Annotated in this window: 17 protein-coding genes; 8 read left to right on the top strand and 9 right to left on the bottom strand. The window is 32.3% G+C overall.

The features are described 5' to 3' along the window. Positions 1-176: 176 nt before the first annotated feature. The gene (locus C3L23_RS06750; RefSeq protein ID WP_127681125.1) at positions 177-1,451 is read right to left on the bottom strand and encodes a (Fe-S)-binding protein; all 1,275 of its coding nucleotides are present in this window, start codon (positions 1,449-1,451) and stop codon (positions 177-179) included. 194 nt (positions 1,452-1,645) lie between these two features. Between C3L23_RS06750 and lgt the strand changes: the two genes are divergently transcribed. The 6 genes from lgt (at position 1,646) to C3L23_RS06720 (ending at position 5,565) form a co-directional block, all read left to right on the top strand. Then, positions 1,646-2,458 (top strand): prolipoprotein diacylglyceryl transferase, encoded by an 813-nt coding sequence (gene lgt / locus C3L23_RS06745; RefSeq protein ID WP_127681124.1) that lies wholly within the window; start codon positions 1,646-1,648, stop codon positions 2,456-2,458. 1 nt (position 2,459) lies between these two features. Continuing rightward, positions 2,460-3,689 carry a protoporphyrinogen oxidase gene (hemG, locus tag C3L23_RS06740; RefSeq protein WP_127681122.1) on the top strand — a complete coding sequence of 410 codons (1,230 nt, stop codon included), beginning with the start codon at positions 2,460-2,462 and terminating at the stop codon, positions 3,687-3,689. After that, on the top strand, positions 3,689-4,087 hold the full coding sequence (locus C3L23_RS06735) for a thioredoxin family protein (protein WP_127681120.1): 399 nt from the start codon (positions 3,689-3,691) through the stop codon (positions 4,085-4,087). Before hemG ends, C3L23_RS06735 begins: the two co-directional genes overlap by 1 nt. Then, positions 4,087-4,776, top strand: coding sequence for a cytochrome c biogenesis CcdA family protein (locus tag C3L23_RS06730; protein WP_127681118.1), 690 nt, complete (start codon positions 4,087-4,089; stop codon positions 4,774-4,776). Before C3L23_RS06735 ends, C3L23_RS06730 begins: the two co-directional genes overlap by 1 nt. Before the next feature lie 3 nt (positions 4,777-4,779). Continuing rightward, positions 4,780-5,253 (top strand): DUF255 domain-containing protein, encoded by a 474-nt coding sequence (locus tag C3L23_RS06725; protein WP_127681116.1) that lies wholly within the window; start codon positions 4,780-4,782, stop codon positions 5,251-5,253. A 75-nt stretch (positions 5,254-5,328) separates the two neighbouring features. Next, a complete protein-coding gene (locus C3L23_RS06720) occupies positions 5,329-5,565 on the top strand; it encodes a c-type cytochrome (RefSeq protein ID WP_127681114.1) in 237 nt (78 codons plus the stop codon). Positions 5,566-5,906: 341 nt separating this feature from the next. Here the strand turns inward: C3L23_RS06720 and C3L23_RS06715 are convergent, their stop codons facing one another. Beyond that, the gene (locus C3L23_RS06715) at positions 5,907-7,442 is read right to left on the bottom strand and encodes a multiheme c-type cytochrome (RefSeq protein ID WP_127681112.1); all 1,536 of its coding nucleotides are present in this window, start codon (positions 7,440-7,442) and stop codon (positions 5,907-5,909) included. A gap of 250 nt (positions 7,443-7,692) precedes the next feature. Here C3L23_RS06715 and C3L23_RS06710 point away from each other — a divergent pair, with 250 nt between their 5' ends. Further along, the gene (locus C3L23_RS06710) at positions 7,693-8,463 is read left to right on the top strand and encodes a 3'-5' exonuclease (RefSeq protein ID WP_127681110.1); all 771 of its coding nucleotides are present in this window, start codon (positions 7,693-7,695) and stop codon (positions 8,461-8,463) included. Here the strand turns inward: C3L23_RS06710 and C3L23_RS06705 are convergent. Together C3L23_RS06705 and C3L23_RS06700 are read right to left on the bottom strand one after the other, a co-directional pair. Beyond that, a complete protein-coding gene (locus tag C3L23_RS06705) occupies positions 8,453-10,078 on the bottom strand; it encodes a GGDEF domain-containing protein (RefSeq protein WP_127681108.1) in 1,626 nt (541 codons plus the stop codon). The genes C3L23_RS06710 and C3L23_RS06705 overlap by 11 nt on opposite strands. Next, the gene (locus C3L23_RS06700; RefSeq protein ID WP_127681106.1) at positions 10,075-12,522 is read right to left on the bottom strand and encodes an HD domain-containing protein; all 2,448 of its coding nucleotides are present in this window, start codon (positions 12,520-12,522) and stop codon (positions 10,075-10,077) included. Before C3L23_RS06700 ends, C3L23_RS06705 begins: the two co-directional genes overlap by 4 nt. Before the next feature lie 51 nt (positions 12,523-12,573). On the opposite strand from C3L23_RS06700, the gene mqnE reads away from it, so the two are divergent. Then, positions 12,574-13,638, top strand: coding sequence for an aminofutalosine synthase MqnE (gene mqnE / locus C3L23_RS06695; protein ID WP_127681104.1), 1,065 nt, complete (start codon positions 12,574-12,576; stop codon positions 13,636-13,638). Here mqnE and C3L23_RS06690 read toward each other — a convergent pair. The 5 genes from C3L23_RS06690 to C3L23_RS06670 are packed head-to-tail and all read right to left on the bottom strand — an operon-like array spanning position 13,635 to position 19,159. Further along, positions 13,635-13,994 (bottom strand): response regulator, encoded by a 360-nt coding sequence (locus C3L23_RS06690; RefSeq protein ID WP_127681102.1) that lies wholly within the window; start codon positions 13,992-13,994, stop codon positions 13,635-13,637. The genes mqnE and C3L23_RS06690 overlap by 4 nt on opposite strands. 5 nt (positions 13,995-13,999) lie before the next feature. After that, entirely contained in the window at positions 14,000-17,098 is a 3,099-nt protein-coding gene (locus C3L23_RS06685) for an ATP-binding protein (RefSeq protein ID WP_127681100.1), read from the bottom strand. Continuing rightward, positions 17,095-17,481, bottom strand: a complete 387-nt coding sequence (locus C3L23_RS06680) for a sel1 repeat family protein (protein ID WP_127681098.1) — start codon at positions 17,479-17,481, stop codon at positions 17,095-17,097. Before C3L23_RS06680 ends, C3L23_RS06685 begins: the two co-directional genes overlap by 4 nt. After that, positions 17,481-18,734, bottom strand: coding sequence for a hypothetical protein (locus tag C3L23_RS06675; protein WP_127681096.1), 1,254 nt, complete (start codon positions 18,732-18,734; stop codon positions 17,481-17,483). The genes C3L23_RS06680 and C3L23_RS06675 overlap by 1 nt, the downstream gene beginning before the upstream one ends. Continuing rightward, entirely contained in the window at positions 18,734-19,159 is a 426-nt protein-coding gene (locus C3L23_RS06670) for a PAS domain-containing protein (protein ID WP_127681094.1), read from the bottom strand. The genes C3L23_RS06675 and C3L23_RS06670 overlap by 1 nt, the downstream gene beginning before the upstream one ends. Positions 19,160-19,230 lie beyond the last annotated feature (71 nt).

Here is a 19,230-nt window from a genome sequence, read left to right as displayed (position 1 = left end):
TTAATGGAAAATTAAACCGTTTTTTTCAGTGAATATTATGATAATTTTATAATTTCTGTTACTGAAAAAAAATACTTTTTTCAAACGGATTCGCTACGGTTCCCGAAATTTCACAGAAATTTCGACCGTTACGCTGCAGATGTTTTCTCAAAGCAATATTTTTCCAGAAAGTTTAATTATTCTTCATTTATCGCTTTTGCGATAAGCTCAAGAGGGTGTTTGAATATTTTACTGTCTCCGGCTTTATCAAGCTGTTCTGTTATCTGCATTCTGCATGCGCTACATTCTGCGCTTACAATATCCGCATCCACGGCTTTAATGATTTCGGCTTTTTTCTGTCCGGCTTTTACGGCCAGGTCGAATTTTTCGGTCTGGATAGTAATGCCTCCGAATCCGCAGCACATATCAGGATCGCTCATTTCATTAATCTGATATACCTGTGTCAGTAAATCTCTCGGTTCTTTTTTTATATTGAAAACCCTTCCGAAATGGCATGAGTTGTGATATGTGATAACTTCAGGCTGTTTTTGCTTATTTGCAAGTTTTGCTTTAAGGTCTGTGTGTTTATAAAGCCATTCGGTTGTTCCGAATATTTTGGCTTTTATTTTTCTGTGTCTTTCAGTCCAGATTTCATCCATATGTGCGTGGATATACTCTTCATAGTCTTTTTTCAGCATTGCGGTACATGTGGCTTCCGGAACGATAATGGCGTCCACTTCGTCGATGAAGCTTTCAAAATATTCTATATTGTATCTTACCAGTTCGTCAACAGTCTTAAAATCACCCGTAAAATACGCCGGAGCACCGCAGCAGAGCTGTTTTTTAGGTATGAATATGTCAATGTCAAGGAATTTTAAAATACTGATAAGTGCGTCACCTACTTCTGTATAATTGTAGTTTGCCATACATCCGATAAATATAGCCACTCTTTTTTTAGGGTTTTTGGCAGGTATTTGTTCCGGGTATTTTTTTAAAAATGAAGTCTGTTTCATAGAAGGCAGAAGTCTTCCTTTTTTAAGCATAGGGATATTAAAACGGCTTCTCATTGCGTTTTTGTCGGCTTCTATTTTAAATCCGCATGTCTGGAACATAAAGCCCAGTTTGCTTACGATATCATATGCCCATCTGTGTTTAAGCAGAAAGAAAAATGCTCTTTTAAAAAACGCTATTCCGTATTTGTCGGCGATTTTTTTCCTGACGTTTTCAATCATAAAATCCGTCGGAAGAGAATTAGGGCAGACTTCTACGCACTGGTTGCATAAAAAACAGCTCTCAAATATGTCTTTTGCGTTTTTATCGAGTTCTATTTCTCCTTCTTCCACACCTTTAAGCAGGTCTAAAAATCCGCGGGGAGAAGTTGTTTCGTCAGGATTTATTCTGTGAATCGTACAGCCCGGAATACATTTTCCGCATTTTATACACATATCGGACGTATCGGAAAACTTAAACAAAGCAGTTCCTTTTTGAAGTGCAATTTATCATACTATTTGAATTATGTCAAGAAGAACGGTTGCAGATAAATTAGTTAAATAAATCAAAATAATAAATTTTTTTAATCAAAATAAAAAAAATATGAAGAAAATATTTGTGTTATAATTTTTTAAATTAAAATCATATAGTTTATTGAATAAAAGGTATTTTTGATATGTTTGATTATTGGCAGCATATATATTCCCATTTTAATCCCGTTGCATTTGATTTAGGTGTCTTTAAAGTCCACTGGTACGGTATAATGTACGTTTTGGCGCTGGTTACCGGATACTATGCGGCGGTAAAATTTGCTGAAAAAGAAGGAATAGACAAAAAAATAATAGACGATTATTTCGTATGGGCGGAAGTCGGAATTATACTGGGTGCGAGAATAGGGTATTTTATATTTTACGTTCCTAATAACGGATATTATCTTCTGCATCCGTGGGAGATGTTTAATCCTTTTTCAAACGGGCGGTTTGTCGGGATATCCGGTATGAGTTACCACGGGGCGGTTATAGGATTCGCGATAGCTACATATCTTTTCTGGAAAATAAAAAAAGCGGATATGTGGAAAATACTTGATATAGCCGCACTTGCTATTCCTATAGGATATATATTCGGAAGAATTGGCAATTTTTTAAACGGCAGAATAGTCGGAAGAGTTACCGATGTGCCGTGGGGTGTGTATATTGACGGAGCTTTAAGACATCCTATCGGTATTTATGAAGCGTTTTTCGAAGGTTTTTTAACGTTTGTCCTTATTTATATTTATTATAAAAAATGGTACAAAAACAAAGGCGAGCTTATAGGGCTTTATATGATTTTGTATGGGGTTTTCAGAAGTTTTTGTGAGATGTTCAGAGAACCCGATCCACAGCTCGGGTTTATAATAGGGCATTTTACAATGGGTGAGATTTTAAGCTTTTTTATGATTTTGTTTGGTATAGTTATATTTATAAAAAGAAAAAAATTAAATGGAGAGTAAAATGAAAGTAGCAATAGTAGGCGGAGGAATCAGCGGACTTAGTCTTGCATATTATTTACAAAACGATTTTGAAATAACCGTTTTTGAAAAAGAAAAATGGGGAGGTAAAGCTTATACGGCGAAAGTCGGCGATTATTTAATGGAAGAAGGGGTTAACGGGTTTTTGAACAATTCTCCAAAAACAATGGAGCTTTGTGATGAAATCGGCATTACACCTATTAAAGCCAACGACAACTCCAAAATAAGATACATATACGATAACAAACTTATAAAAATACCTCTTAAACCGTTTGATTTTATTACAAGCGATATTCTCTCATGGAAAGGGAAGTTTGAAGTTGCTATGGAGTTTTTCAAAAAACCGGTTTGTGACAGGGAAGAAACGGTTGCCGAGTTTGCCACCAGAAGATTAGGCGCTGAGTTTACAAGAAGAATGATGACTCCTATGCTGGCCGGCATATACGCATCAACTCCGGAAATTACTTCCATGAATGCAGCGTTTCCGAAACTTAAAAAAATAGAATGCGAATACGGTTCGCTTTTTAAAGGAATGATTAAATTAAAAAGAGGAGGTCAGCCTACTGGGGAGCTTCATTCATTTGAACACGGTATGAGCGAAATGATAGAGAAACTAAAAGAAAAAACAAAAGCCGAATTTGTTAAAAAAGAGATCAAAGACATAGACGAACTTAAAGATTTTGATAAAGTAGTTATAGCCACACCTGCATACAGCGCGGCTGAAATATTAAGCAAATATAATAAATTAAGCGCTCTGCTGAATAAAATACCTTATAATCCCGTGGCAATTGTAGGTTTTGATTATGAAAGCATATCTCCTGTGTGCTTCGGAATTCTTACGGTTGAGAATAAAACACTGGGTATTTTAATGGATAAATATATTTTTCCAAACAGAAACGGTATCCGTGTGATGGTTGGAGGAGCAAGATATCCTGAAATAAAAGATATGAGTGAGGGAGAGATAATAAATATTGCAGAAAAAGATATTTATGAGATAATTAAAAACGCAAAACCGAAAATTAAATGGATAAAAATGCATAAAAATGCAATACCTAATTATTCTTTAGGACATCAAAAACTGGTTGAAGAAATTATGAATGAGGCTAAAAATGTTAATGTTTATTTAATAGGAAATGCTTATAATGGTGTAAGCTTTAATGACTGTATTAAAAATTCTTATGAGTTAGCACAAAAAATCATAAAGGAAAAATAATGAAAAAGTTAATTTTTTTATTTATTTCCGTGTTTTTATTTGCCCAAAACCTGAATTGGTATTCGGATTATCAAAAAGCGTTTAATGTTGCAAAAAAAGAGCACAAGCTTGTAATGGTTGACATCAGCAAACATGACTGCCCGCCGTGTGATTTTATGAAGCAGAATGTAATGAGCGGTAAAGAGGTTAAAGATATATTGCTGAAAAATTTCGTATTAGTCGATTATTATGCGGATACTGACAACATACCTGAAAAATTCAGAAAACACTTTTTTAATTTTACTCCGGCAATTCAGTTTTATACGGCTGACGGCAAATTTATAAGAGGCGTTTACGGTGCCACAAGTTATGAAAATTTTTTAAGCGTACTAAAACAAATCGTTAAAGGAAACAGATAATGGAGCATTTAACTTTTCAACTGTTTGATTATTTTGACAAAATGCCATTTATAGTCAGTTATATTGCCGGCCTTTTATCATTTCTATCTCCCTGCGTATTGCCGCTTGTGCCTATTTATTTTTTCTATATAACGGGTATCAGCGCCAAAGAAATTAAAGAAAAAGAACTTACTTCAAAAGAAAGAATAAAAATATTTATAAATTCCGCTTTGTTTATTGCGGGGTTTGCATCGGTGTTTATATTAATTGGTGCGGCAAGCGCAAATTTAATAGGCAATATTTTTGCTTATAAATGGGTAAATATTTTAATGGCATTAATTATTATATTATTCGGTATAAATGTTGCCGGATTTATAAAATTCAGATTTATGCAGTATGAAAAAAGACTAAATCTTCAAAATGCCGGCGCGTTTTTACTCGGATTTTCTTTTGCATTCGGATGGACTCCGTGTATAGGGCCTATTTTTGGAACTATAATCGGAATGGCGGCAACTGAACCGGGAAAAGCTATCTCAATGATGGTTCTTTATACGCTCGGTCTGGCTACTCCGTTTATATTAATGGCTTTATTTACGGTTTGGAGTATGAAACTGATTGAAAAAATGAAAAATTACATGGGTATAATTGAAAAAATTTCAGGTTTGCTGTTAATGGGTGTTGGTATATATATTTTATTTAAAGCGATTTAAGATATGAAGAAATTATTATTTTTTATTTTTTTTGTATCAATATATGGTGCTAATATAGGTTTTATGAATCATGCAGATATGCATACCATACTAACTACAAATCCTAAAGAACTTCCTCATAAAGTAAAATGGCTGAAAAATGCAAAACATATTTTTAGGCTGGCTAAAAAAAATAATAAGCTTATAATGGTTGATATAAGCAAAACGGGATGTCCTCCGTGCCAATATCTATATGATATTGTTTATCAGGATTCACAAATAGCCGCATTTATCAATGATAACTTTATTCCGGCTTTTTATATGGTTGATAAAGAAAAAGTTCCTTTTGCTTTTGCAAAATATTTTAATGAAGTGGCTCCTTCGATACTGTTTATAACTCCTGACGGAAAAATATTTTATAAAATAATAGGTGCAAGAGATAAAAATACGTTTTTTAAATTATTAAAACAGGTTATAAAAAAATATAATAACAGATAGGTATTTGTATTATTTTTGTAAAATTTAATGTTTTTATATTATAATATCACTTTAAATCACAAAAAAGGAGCTTTTATGAAAAAATTATTAGCAGTATTAGCAGTAGCTGGGTTTGCATTTGCAGGACAAAACTGTGCAATGTGCCACAACGGCGGAATGGCTAAAAAACTTGACACTTTAACACCTGCACAAATTGAAGCAAAAATGAAAGAATTCAAAGCAGGTAAAGGTAACCAAATGATGGTTAACATCGCTAAACAAATGAGCGAAAAAGAGATCAAAGCTGACGCTGAAAAATACGGTAAAAAATAATAATATTCTCTCAAACTTTTTGTTTGAGAGTTTTTGTTTTAAAATAGTGTCAGTCACCAATATAGGTTAAAGAAATTTTAAGTGCTTTCGTTTGTGTTGTGAGTTAAAAATAAGATTATAATATATGTTTCTGGTATACGTATTTAGGGTGCATATAAAACGTTATATAGGATTATTTTTAATATATGAAAGAGTCCATATATAAAAAATTGCTTTAATTGTTGAAAATTACTAAAGCAATTATTATTTATTATTAGATTAAAAGATTCGTTTCTATTTTAAGTGACAGACACTTTGTTATGTATTTAAATATAACTCCCAAAAAGGGAGAAGAAGAAATATTATTCGTGAGTTACTACAGGCATAGGAACTTCATGCTCAAGAGCTGCTTTTCCGCTACCGTATTTTTTGTATAGTTTCATTCTGTAGTCATAGATATCTTTCATTTCTCTGATATCCTGCATTACCTGGAATACACCATGCCAGTGAGCATAGTCAGGTGATCCCATTGCTGCACCTTGTCTAAATCTTCTACCTTCATGATGCCATAGGTAGTAGTATAGTTTGAAGAATGGATCGCTCCATACGTCAGATTTCATTAAACCTTTAGCTTTAAGGTCTTTAAGCATTTTAGTTGCGAATGCTTTATATTGATTGTATACAGTTACAGCTGCATCTACTCTTTGGAAGTAGTTGTTAGTAAATGTAGCTTCGTGACATACCATACAAACTTTTTTCATTTCTGCTCTAGCAGCTTCAGGTCCTTGAGGGTTACCAGCTTTAGCGTTACCTCTAATTACTGTTTTACCCCATTCAACTTTACCAGCACCTTTCCAGAATGCCCAACCAGCTGTTTCTGCTCCGCCAGTTCTTAAGAAACTAGCAGGTGCCCATAAGTTCCATTTAAGTCTAAGTGAAACGTTGTGAGTTGCTTTGTTTCCACCAATTGCACCCATGTGACATACGAAACAAGTTGCACCTCTAACAGTTTTACCTGGGATGATTTTATCAGATTCAAAGTTGTAATCTTCTTCATTTGTATCATATACGTGACCGTGAACTGAAGATTCGAATACTTCTTTATCCGGATGGTCAGGTCCTAAGTGACAGTTTGTACATGCTGCAGGGTTTCTAGCTTCAGCAGCTGAGAATTTATGTCTGCTGTGACATGCAAGACAGTTACCAACACCACCGTCTGGATAAAGTGCCGCAATACCGTCGCTTGGCCAAGTTGCAGCATCAGGTCTACCTTCTTTATCAAGTTTAACTACAGTACCATGACATTGAATACAAATATTTGCAACATTTAGGTTTGCTGTTCTTGGATTTTTGCCATTAGCTTGGAATACTGAACCGTCAGTTCTAATTCCTTTTTCCATTTTTTTACCGCTTACACCAGCAGTTGGATTGGCACCTTTTAAACTTTCGAAGTGATAAGCTAGTTTACTCATTAGGTAACCATGTTTACTGCCGTTACCAGCTAGCCATTGAGCCGCACCTCTTGCATGTCCTGAATTTAAGTATTCAGTAACTTCTTTTGCGTGACATTTTGCACAAGTAACTGAAGATACTGCGATTTGTACAGTCCAGTTGCTTCCTTGCATTGGGTGAGCTTTGAATGCAGTAGGATAATCTTTTGGTACAACGTGACATTGTACACATCCTACACCAACTTTTGCGTGTTTAGAGTGTTGCCAGTCAGCTACGATTCCAGGATCTTGAGCTTTATGACACATTAAACATTGATCGTTACTTACACCTTTAGGTTTAAAGTTTTTAAGCTTTTGGTAATTTGGGTTTGAATCTAAGCTGTTTGCTGCAAATGCAAAACTTGCAATCGCCGCTACGCTTAACCCAGCTGTAAGTGCTTTTTTCATTTTTGCTCCTTGAGGATTTTTTTCTCTTTAGTATTGTAATTAAAAAAAGTGTCTCAAAAGTGCCAAGTGAAAAAAGATTACTTTATAATAGTGAATTTTTATATATATTTTTTTATGTTTATTATTATTAGATTATAAATAAATAATATGTATTGCAATTTTTATGATCCGTAATTTTGCTTTTTTTAACTTATATATAAATATATTCTGTAAACAGTGTTTATGATATAATTTCAGCAAAAAGTCGGAAATGAAACAAAAAATAATTGAAAAACTTAAAAACGGGATTGAAAAAAAAGAATTTTTACAGTTTATTTCAGAATATTATCCGGATTTCAGCTTTGAAAACGCAATTGACTTTTTAAAGTTTCAAGGTCTTCCTTTAATTGTAGAAGATGATATTGTTATATTAAAAACCGCTGTTTTGCCATATGATCAGATAGAATACTGTGTGGTAGATATTGAAGTGAATAATTCAAAACCCAAAGAAGGGCAGGTAATAGAAATCGGAGCGGTTAAAATAAAAGATTTAAAAATAACTGATACTTTCGAATTTTTAATTTATGCCGATGACGTGCCTAAATACGTTGAAAGAGTTACAGGAATTAACCAAAGAATGTTAAGAGGACAGGCAAGCCAAAAAGAAATATTGAGAAAATTCAGGCTTTTTTTAGGAGATAGTGTCTTTGTTGCGCACGCTGCTGATTTTGATTACAATTTTCTGGCCCATCAGTTTGAAAAGGAAAATTTGGGAGAGCTTTTAAACAGGTTTTTATGTACACTGACACTTTCTCAAAAAACTCTTCAGGCGGAAAGATACGGACTTAAGTATTTAATGCAGGAATTAAAGCTTCCGGAAGAAACTCATCACAGGGCCCTGGGTGATGCAAAAACTACAGCGAGAATATTTTTAATGAGTCTAGAAAAACTTCCTAAAGAGATTAAAACTGCGGAAGATCTGATACAGTTTGCAGCTCCTACGAAAAACAAATGTAAAAAAAAGAAAAAAACTAAAGATTAGATTTATAAAATATTATTTTGTTTCTTCCTTCTTCTTTAGCTTTGTATAAAGCTATGTCACTTTCTTTTATACATTCATTCCCCTCACTGCAGTTGTCAGGGAATATACTTACGCCTATACTTATGGTTTTGTGAATAATGTTTTCGTCTATATGTATATTTGTTTTCTCTACAGATGATCTTATTTTTTCGGCTACTTTATATATATCATCATAATCATTAACGTTTTGAAGAATTATTAAAAACTCTTCGCCTCCGTATCTTATCAGAATATCACTTTTTCTTATTGATTTTTTTATAATATCGGAAATGGTTTTTAACACGGTATCTCCGGCTTTGTGACCGTATGTATCGTTTACTTTTTTAAAGTAGTCGATATCCAGCATTAAAAAAGCGATTTTTCCGTTTCTTCTTTTTGCGTTATTTATCAGCATAGGCAGAATGTTTTCTAGATATCTTCTGTTGTACGTATTTGTTAACGGATCCTTGATAGTCTGATTATGGAGCAGTTCTAATGTATATTTTGCCTCGATTATGGCTGAAAGCTCATTAAGATAAGCTTTAATATAAGGCAGGTTTTTATTTATGTGTTCTTCATCGTTTTTAGTCATGTTTATTTTTAAAATACCGGTAAAATTTCCTCCCGCGCTGTATGGAATGCATATATAATCATTATCGCATGTATGAAGTTTGCAGATTTTTGGATACTGCATTGAATTAATCATTTTTCTGAGTCTGTAAGCCCTGCATTCTAAAAATTCATTTTCGACATTACAGCATATATCACCGTTTTTGTATATCAGTGTGCTTTTCTTTTCGTTATTGTCTATACCTATTAATGCATAATGTTTTAAATTAAAACCGTTTAATATGTCGATAAGTCTTTGAAAGACATCATTGCAACTGCTGTCGTCTTCTATAAGTCTTTTAAACTTAAATATATTAGCCAACTGTTCTATTGTTTCTTTAGCGTCGTTTAAAGGATCGTCTGATTTTTCTTTTTCTATTAAAGAGGTGTATTTTTCTTCAATCACGCCGAAACTGTCTTTAAGTTTTTTCAAAAAAGTATTATATGAATCAACGAAATCTTTGGCCTCACCTTTTAATTTAGTATCTAAGGTGTCATTAAAGTTGCCTTTTAGAATACTGGCTGTTGATCTTCTGACGTTTTCAAGAATTTCCAGATATGGAGTAAGGAAGTAATTGACTGTCAATATTATTACTATTAATGATATTACCGCAATGGCAATCAGCTGATATATCGCATTTGAAAGTTTTTTGTAATAATCTTTGGTGTTAAACAGAATAATCAGTGTTTCGTAATCGTTAAAAGGCATTTTTACTTCGAAAGCTTTATTGTTTTCTTTAAACGATATGGATTCGGTTTTGGTTTTTTCAGGTATGAACTTGACATCTAAAATATGCTGTGAATTTCTGATAATTTCTAAAAATCTGTTTTTGTCTTTTACTTCGGTTAGAATGTCTTTAATTAAAATTGCCTCGTTTGTAATAGTAGTATTTGAGAAATTTAAAAAAGTATATGTAATTATTAATGTTCTGATAAGAGTGGATATTATCATTATCGCCGCAATTATAAAAAGTATCTTTTTTTTCATTCGCAGAGCCTTTTTAAGATATCGTTTATTTTATTACAGAACCCATTTTCTTTTGAAATAATAAACAGATCTCTTGCTATGTTTTTCTGGGTGGATATTTTAACATCTTCAACCCTTATGTTAAAATCGTCCAAAGTCTGCATAATAGTAGAGACTATTCCTTTTTTGTCTTTCGTTTTGAGTTTGACAGCCGCATAGTTTTGGGAGTGATTGCAGTCTATTTCGAATTCTTCGGGTTTGAAAGAGATTTTATGTTTGGATTTGAGTTTTTCACCAAAGGCTTTTTCAATATATTCTGCAATGATAGGAAGATCAAACTCTTCTACTTTTTCATTAAACTCTATTTTAAAATATTTGATATTTCCAATTTTATATATAGAGAGGTGATTTAATTGCAGTTTGGAAAGTTTGTCCAAAAACCATCCTAATGAAAAGTTTAACGAATCCTCTTTGGCAATATGGACGACGAGGTGTTTGTCGTTTTCAAACTTATATTTAAATGTTTCTGTATCTTTTATCCAGTCTAAAAGTTTTATTATTTCATTTACTGAATTTTGTAAAAATAGCTGGTTTGAAGGTGAAGATAGTACTTTTTTTTGGAAAGATTTAGGCAATGATTTAAAATCTTCTTTGGATTCAAGCAGTTTTTCTTTTCTTTTCCTCTGAGCTATTTCGTTTATAAGCTCTCTGTTTTCCAGGGCATTTAATGTGTTAAAGTATAAAGTTTTAAGCAAAGAAGCTTTAAAAGGTGTAAAAATACCGATTCCTACTGCTTTTATGTCAGCTATTGTAAGCAAATACAAAAGATTTAAAAATCTTTCGTTTTGCACTATCTGAGCAAACGACAGTATTACTTTATCGTTATGAATATCTTCCCTTTGGGCTGTATTTGACATAAGAGTATGATATTTGACCAGTTTAAAAATAGTATCGCTTTCAGGTATATTGAATTTTTCAGCGTATTCTTTTGCAATTTTTGCTCCGACTATGGAATGGTCTCCTATTCTGCCTTTGCCTAAATCATGAAACAGGGCTGTGAATCTTAAAATGGCTTTGTCTGTTTCATTCATTTTTTGAAATTCTTCTAAAGTTTCAATTTCTTTAACAGTGTATAATGAATGTATGTCTACTGGATATTGATGATACCCGTCAAACTGTGCAAGGTATTTGATTTTTTCAAATGCTGGGATAATTTTTTCAAGTTTTTTGGATTTATATAAAGAAAAAAGAAGAGGATAGAGGTTTGATTTATAAAAAAGCTCTTTTTTCAGTTTTTTTGTAAAAGCATATTTTTTTTCTTTTAAGTTTGCCACTATGGAGATATCGCATTTTTTATAATCGGCGTCTATTAGTATTTTAATGTTTTCTTTAAAAGTTTTATTGCTGCACAGTCTGCTGTAAATTGTGTCATTACATATATAAAAATCTTCTTTTATTCTGTTTTCTTTCATTTTCGAATAAGAATATCTATAAAGATACGGTTTGATTATCTTTTTTATAACAATTGATGTGAAAGTGTTTATACTCCATAAAGCTTTTAAAAGGTCTTTTATGAACTTTCTTTCCGCTTTTAATCTCGGAGAATCCGTATATCCCATTTTTAAAGCGATGTCTCTTTGATATGTCAGCAGCACCGTGTCGATTTTTTTCTTAGCGGCCATATGTAAAAAAACACGAACTTTAAATAAAAACTCAAGAGATGTTCTGTATTCTTTAAAATCTTCCTCGCTGGCATATTTGGGCACTAGGTAAGAATTGTTCGGATAATTAAAAATTACTTTATTAATCCAAAGTAGCGTATTTGAATCCCTTATACCTCCAAATCCGTCTTTTATATTCGGTTCCATAGAAATAGGGTATTTTTTGTGTCTTTGCTGCATTTCTTCATATTTGGCAAGAATATATTCTTTTTTATTGTAGTTTCTTATTTTATTTAGTTCGTTTTGTATTTCGTACCATAAAAACTTGCTTCCGTATATAAACCTGCTTTCAAGCATGGCGGTTTTAATGGTTATATCTTCATTGCTTGCGGGAAACAGGTCTTTAAGCTCGTGGACCCTGTGTCCAATTTTAAGACCCAAGTCCCAAAGCATAGTTATATAGTGTTCTATTATTTCTTTTAAATTATAGCCTTTTATATCTTTATAAACGATCATAATATCGATATCGGAATATATTGAAAGCTGTTCTCTTCCGTATGAACCTAAAGCAATTATTGAAATCGGAATATTATTCAAAGGCGGCTGAAATTCATGGAAAGTTTTTTTTAGAATATATTTATATATCAGACTGACAAATTCGTCCATTTTTTTCGTGTGTTTAACAAAAAAATCTTTTCCACCTTCAACCTTTATGCTGTTTAGATACTCTTTTATCTCTTTTTTTATGGCTTTTGCTATTTCAAGGTCGTTTTCGGAGGTATAAATGATTTGTTGCAGTTGCATTTTCTCTCCTTTTATGTTATTTTATCGAAAATATTTTATAGTGGAGTTGCAATGAGTGTAATATTGGAAAAAATTTTAGAGAAAAACAGTGTAAGTGCTGAAGAAGCGGTAAAACTGTATGATTTGCCACTTTCTGAAACGGGAAAAGCAGCTCAAAAAATAAGATTGGAAAAATTCGGTAAAAAAACTTATTTTAATATAAACAGACATATTAATCCCAGCAACATTTGTAAAGATGTATGCAAATTCTGTGCTTTTTCCGCACATAGAAAAAATCCTAATCCTTATACTTTAAGTATAGACGAATGTGTTGAGATAGCAAAAAACGCTTATAAAAAAGGTGCAAAAGAAGTTCATGTGGTTTCTGCTCATAATCCTGAAGTAGGATATGAATATTATATGAATATAGTTAAAGAAATCAGAAAAGAACTGCCCGATATTCATATAAAAGCTTTTACGGCAGCTGAAGTGAATTTTTTTAGCGAACTAAGCGATAAAAAATATGAGGAAGTTTTAACAGATATGGCGTCTGCAGGTGTTGATTCCATGCCTGGAGGAGGAGCGGAAATATTTGATGAAAAGATAAGAGCTAAAATCTGCAAAGGTAAAGTCAGCAGTGACGACTGGTTTAAAATCCATAAAATTTGGCATAAAATGGGTAAAAAATCAAATGTTACGATGCTTTTTGGGCATATTGAAGAGAGAATTCACAGAATAGACCATATGCTTAGAATTAAAAAACTGCAGGATGAAACCGGCGGATTTAACGCTTTTATACCATTGGTTTATCAAAGAAAAAACAACTACCTGAATGTAAAGAAATTTTTAACGGGTGTAGAAATTTTAAAAACGATTGCAATAAGCAGAATTTTGCTTCAAAACATACCTAATATTAAAGCATACTGGGTTACTACTACGCTTAATCTGTCGCTTGTGGCTCAGGAATACGGAGCAAATGATATTGACGGTACTATTGAAAAAGAATCTATAAATTCAGCTGCGGGAGCGGAATCTTCAAACGGACTGAAGTTAAACGATTTGGTGAATTTAATTAAGGACAGCGGCTTTATCCCCGTAGAAAGGGACAGCCTGTATAATGAGATAAAAATCTATTAAACGTATTTTTCAATTGTTTCGAGCAAAGTTACAGGCGAAATAGGTTTAATAATAACGTCGTTTGCGCCAAGAGACATAGCTTCAATTTTTTTACTGTCGTCAGTAGTTAAAATAATAATCGGCAAATTAATGTATTCAGGTTTCGTTTTTATTTCTTTTAAAAATTCTATACCGTCCATTACCGGCATAACGATATCAAGAAGAATTATATTGATATCGTTGTTTTCTAAAACACTGAAAGCCTCAACACCGTTGCCTGCTTCAATAGCCTCGAAACCTTTTTTAGAAAGTATTTTTACGATCAGCTTTCTGTTAATAGGATCGTCGTCTACAACTAGTACTTTTTTATTCGGCATTGTTTTTATCCTTTAGTTATTACGTTTTGTATTGTTTCCGGTTTAAGATCGGTCAGAGTAATATCCGCTTCTTCAACCTCTTCATCGCCTAAAACTATTATTTTTTTAGGTTCTAGTTTTTTAAGAGATTTTATTAAAAATCTAATTTCGTCTCTTTTATCGAAATTTTCATCAATCATAATAATCGCATGTCTGTGTTTGCTTAATGCTTTTGTTAGTTCTTCAATATTTTCAACCGTAATTATATCATTAATTATATGTTTAATATAACTAGAAAGGAATGGGCTTGTAGTTGCCAATATGACTGAAGATTTTTCCTCAGGCTGTGTTGACTGCAGCTCTGATTCCTCAGTTTTGTTTTTAGCTTCTTCTTTTTGCGGCACTTCTTGTGTATGTGCTTCGGTGAAGTGTTTACTAAAGTCTCCGTGCGCGACTCTTTCCAAAATTTTAAGAAGTGCGTCTTTTGAAATTGGTTTAGAAATATATTCATCCATCCCGGCACCTAGGAATCTTTCCCTGTCGCCTTTTAATACGTTGGCTGTAACTGCAATAATCGGAGTATGATCTATTTCTTCTTCCTGTTCAAATTCCAGTATTTCCTGAGTTGCTTCTAATCCGTCCATAACAGGCATCTGTACGTCCATAAAGATTACGTCGTATTTGTCCGGGTTAATCGTATATTTATTAAATGCTTCAAGACCGTTGTTGGCAAGATCGCTTTCAATACCTAAAGATTTTAGTGTTGTCTGAAGCAGTTTTTGATTAATCGGATTGTCTTCAGCTATTAATGCTTTAAGTGAATAAATATCTTTATGCTGAGGTTTTGCGGCTTGAGTTTTAGTAACGGTTTCTGTCTGAGCTTCGCTGATTGCCTCTAATGCTTTAAATACTTTAGAAGGAACGTTAGGATCGAATATTACAGCTTGGTAATCGAGTTTGTTAATTTCTTCTTTCTTTGCATAAGAAGCTACGAAAATCATAGGAATATTTACTTTTGCAAGTTCTTCTACCGTTTTTCTGTCGCTTTCTTCATAAAATACCATTACACCGTCAAATTTTTCTCTGTTTTGAAGAGTTATAAGCTCATTTGCATCATTAACTCCTACTTTTTCAGCTCCGAAATAAGAAAGATATTCTAATGTTGTTTCTTTTCTTAATGATTCGGTAACAGTATTTAAAATAGCGATTTCTTTATGAGCAAAAATGTTTTTTGCAAATTTAGGTGTAGGATCTATTATGTCAAATAAAATGTCAAAATAGAATTTTGTACCTTTGTTAAGTTCACTTTCTAGGTAAATTTTTCCACCCATCATTTCTACATAAGATTTTACAATAGTAAGACCCAGGCCTGTCCCTCCGTATTTTCTGGTAACAGATTCATCGGCCTGTGAGAAAGCATCGAATATTTTCTCTTTTTGTTCTTCACTCATACCTATACCGCTGTCTCTAACTTCAAAGTATATTTTTGCTTTATTGTCTATTATTTTTTCAAGTTGAATTTTAACGTGTATATGGCCGTTGTTTGGTGTGAATTTAATAGCGTTACTCAATAAGTTTGTAAGGATTTCTTTTACTTTAAGAATATCTCCTTTAATTACTGAAGGAATATTTGGAGAAATTTGGGTTGTGAGTTCAATGTTTTTCTGTGCAGCCGGTGTACCGAACAGTTCAAGAGTGTTTTCAAATTCATCAACAGCTTTAAAATCTATTAATTCAAGTGAAACTTTGTTACTTTCAATTTTTGATACGTCAAGAATGTTGTTAACGATCTGTAAGAGGTTTTTTGCACTCTGAGAGATCGTATTAACATAGTCTAACTGTTCTTCTGTAAGTTCTGTAGTGTTTAAAAGCTCTAAGAAACCTAAAATACCGTTAAGAGGAGTTCTGATCTCATGCGACATGTTTGCAAGGAATAAAGATTTTGCCTTTGTTGCCTCTTCCGCTTTTTTTACAGATTCCTGGGTGACTTTAATAGCTTCATCCACGATTCTTAATGCTTCGTTCATTCCGTCCGGAGTAGTGATGTCAACTTTAATTTCTTTACCGGTAATCGGAGTTAATGATGTTAATAAGTTAGAAAGTGATTTAATATGTCTTAAAATTGCTCTATGTAAATAGTAACCGATGATTAATAGCAATATTGCGATAACGAAAACGATGATGTTGATGTTTCTCGTTTTTACTGCATTTGAAACAATTTCCTGAAGTCTTTTTGTAATATCATTATTTAAATGGTGAATAGTCTGGTTAAAGAAAGAAATTCTTTTGGTAAATAAGTTAAAATAATCCAATGAGTCAATCGGATAACCGTTAAATTCGCTTGTTAGGTAATATTCTTGGTTGGCTTGTTGTAAGTAGAACATTACCTCTTTAATAGCGTTTTCAATTTTATTAAACTGTTTACTGTTATAAAGTTCATTAGCAGACTGGTGTTTTAAAACAGACGTTAACAGAATGTTTGTATCATGGTAATACTTTAATAAAATGTGTTTATATTCTTTTTCACTGATAGGTTCGTCCGCAGTAATATAGTATGAACCAAAACCTCTAATAATACCGGTGTAGTCAACCATTTTTTCGAATTGAAGTTTTAATAAATAATAAGGTTTTAATTCGTCAGGGAATCTTTTTAAGATTCTACCTTCGGTATTCATAAGCTGTGTTGATAACTGGGTATAGTAATTAAAAAATTCGTTTTTAATATAATTGTCTTTAAAATGATCAATATTTCTTCTTATTTCAGGCATTTTATTGATAAGAGTGATTATCTGTTTTGTTTCGTTATAAAATTCCGGATTTTTTTTGATGAAGTTTTTAAAATCTCTAATAGAATTGTCAACTAAAATTCTTTTACTTTTGAGTAATTTTTTTGAATTTGGAAACTGTCCTTTTGAAACTGAATAAATAGAGCTCGTACCCCTTTCCTGACCAATGGCAACAAGCATGTTTTCAATTCTTTTTGCCAATTCCAAATATTTTAAACTTTTTTCCGTTTTAACGTATTTCTGATAACTGTTGTACAAAAAATAACCACTGAATGAGATTAATACCAGTGAAGGTATCCAAATAGCTAATGCTAACAGTTTGGTTAATGACATTTTCATTGTTTAAGCTCCTTAAAATTAATTTTTTTACATTTTGCCCCGATTTTTCTCAATTCTTTTGCAGCTTTTCTGCTTCCGAGTATTTTTGCTCCGCATAAAAGTTTTATCGCTTCGTCTTCGTTTTTATCTACACCCCATCCGTTTAAGTACATGTTTCCGAGTAATGTGAAAGAATTGGCTGAAGGTTTGTTGTTGTTAATAGAATTGTTTACAAGCTGTTTTAAATAACTGTAAGCTTCAATAAAGAGTCTTTGCGCTTTTTCCGGATCTGTTTTAATGACTTTTTTGGCTTTTCTTACATCTTTAAAAGCTTCAAAATATAAATTTTGTGCAAACAGATTAACAGATAAAAAAACAGTAAAAATCAGTAATATTTTTTTCATTACATTCCTTTAACTATTTTTTCTAAATCTTCAATAGAATCGATCTTTGTATTTAATAGCTTTTCGATATATTTTTTATCTTTTTGGAATTGTGCTTCGTTTTGTGTATTCAGGTATGTCTGTATTGTTTTTAATATAATGTTTTCAACAAATTTGTCAGCTTGAACGTCTGTTGAGTCTTGTTTGTTTTCTTCTTTTTCTTCAGCCTGCTGTTCGGCTAAATTAACCGATTCGTTTTCAATTAATTTATAAAAATCATCTGTAATTGCTTTGATTTTTTCTATGTCTTCATGTGCTTTTGAGAGTTCGTCAAGTTTTTTAAGGACAAGAGCAATTTGTGAGAGTCTGAGATTAAGAGCTGCACCTTTTAATTTGTGATAGCTTTCATGTAGGTTTGTGTAATCTTTTTTTTCCATAAATTTGTAAATGTCTTTTTTTTCTTCTTTTATTTGTTCAATAAGCTGGTCATGCCAGTTAAGCAGTTCATTATAATCAAGCCCCAATTCTTCAGAAGCTTTTTTTAATTCTGAAATTATGGCTTTATTGAATTCTTCTTTGTTCATATTTAATATGTTTCTTATTTCTTCAAGATCGTCTTCAAAAGAAATTTCTATAATGCCGTCTTCCGGAACACTGAGTTCAGATTCCGATGTTTTTGCAATTTCTTCATGAGGTATTTCAAATTCTATTTTTTCTTCTTCAATATTAATTAATTTGTCTTTATTTTCTTTTTCTTCTTCGGGTTCAGGTGTTTTTTCTTCCGGAATATTTATTAATCCTATATCTAAAACGTTTTCTTCTTCTTTATTTTCAGGTTTTTCTTCAGGAATTACAAGGAAATCTTCACTTTTTTCTTCAAATACTTCAGGCTCTTCTTTTTGTTCAATTTTAGGCTCAAAAGCAGGTTCTAAATGCTGCTCTTCTAATATTTTAGGTTCAAAATGAGTTTCTTCCGGTTCTTCATATGTTTCTGATAAAGAAGGTGAAGATTCGGTGATTTCTGTAAAGGCTGTTTCTGAAAGTTCTTCTGAAACAGAAAGATCGAATGTTTTTATATCATCAACTGTCAGCAGGTCAATTTCTTTGACTTTAAATAGATGCCCGTTTAAATTTAAAGGTTCTGACTGAATTGATGAAAGCTCCAGATTTAATGTGTTTACCATTTCAGATACTGACGATAAATCTGTGTTTAAGAGTTTTAACAGTTCTTTGTCAATAGCAGTAATTTGACCGTTTTTCGTAATAATTAACATCATTCTTCCTTTTTTTTCATTTCTTGGTAAAGTTGTTCGTATTTTGTTTTATCAGATTCCGAGACTTGCTTTCTTGTAGATATGTAGCCTATTTTTGTTCCGTTTTCGTCAAAAATAGGTTCTATAAAAACTTCAACCCAGTAATATTTTCCGTCTTTTCTTAAATTTTTTAGAAATCCTCTGAATTTATCGCCTTTTTCTATAGTGCTCCATAACTGTTTAAATATGGATTTCGGCATATCCGGATGTCTGATTATATTGTGAGGTTTGCCTATGAGTTCATTTTTTGAATATCCTGAGAGTTTGCAAAAGGCATTGTTTACATAAGTAATAATACCTTTTAAGTCTGTTTTGCTGATAATCGGTCGGTTTACGACGCCCGCATCTTCGAAGGTTACTTCTTCATTTACTGGAGTTGGTCTCATTATTAACCTTTAATTAATGATATGAAAATGACATTTTTGCTATTTTAACTAAAATTTAGTAAAATGCAAAT

Source organism: Nautilia sp. PV-1 (assembly GCF_004006315.1).
GTDB lineage: Bacteria > Campylobacterota > Campylobacteria > Campylobacterales > Nautiliaceae > Nautilia > Nautilia profundicola_A.
Note: the sequence above shows the minus strand (reverse complement) of the source record. Positions and strands in the feature narration are given on the sequence as shown.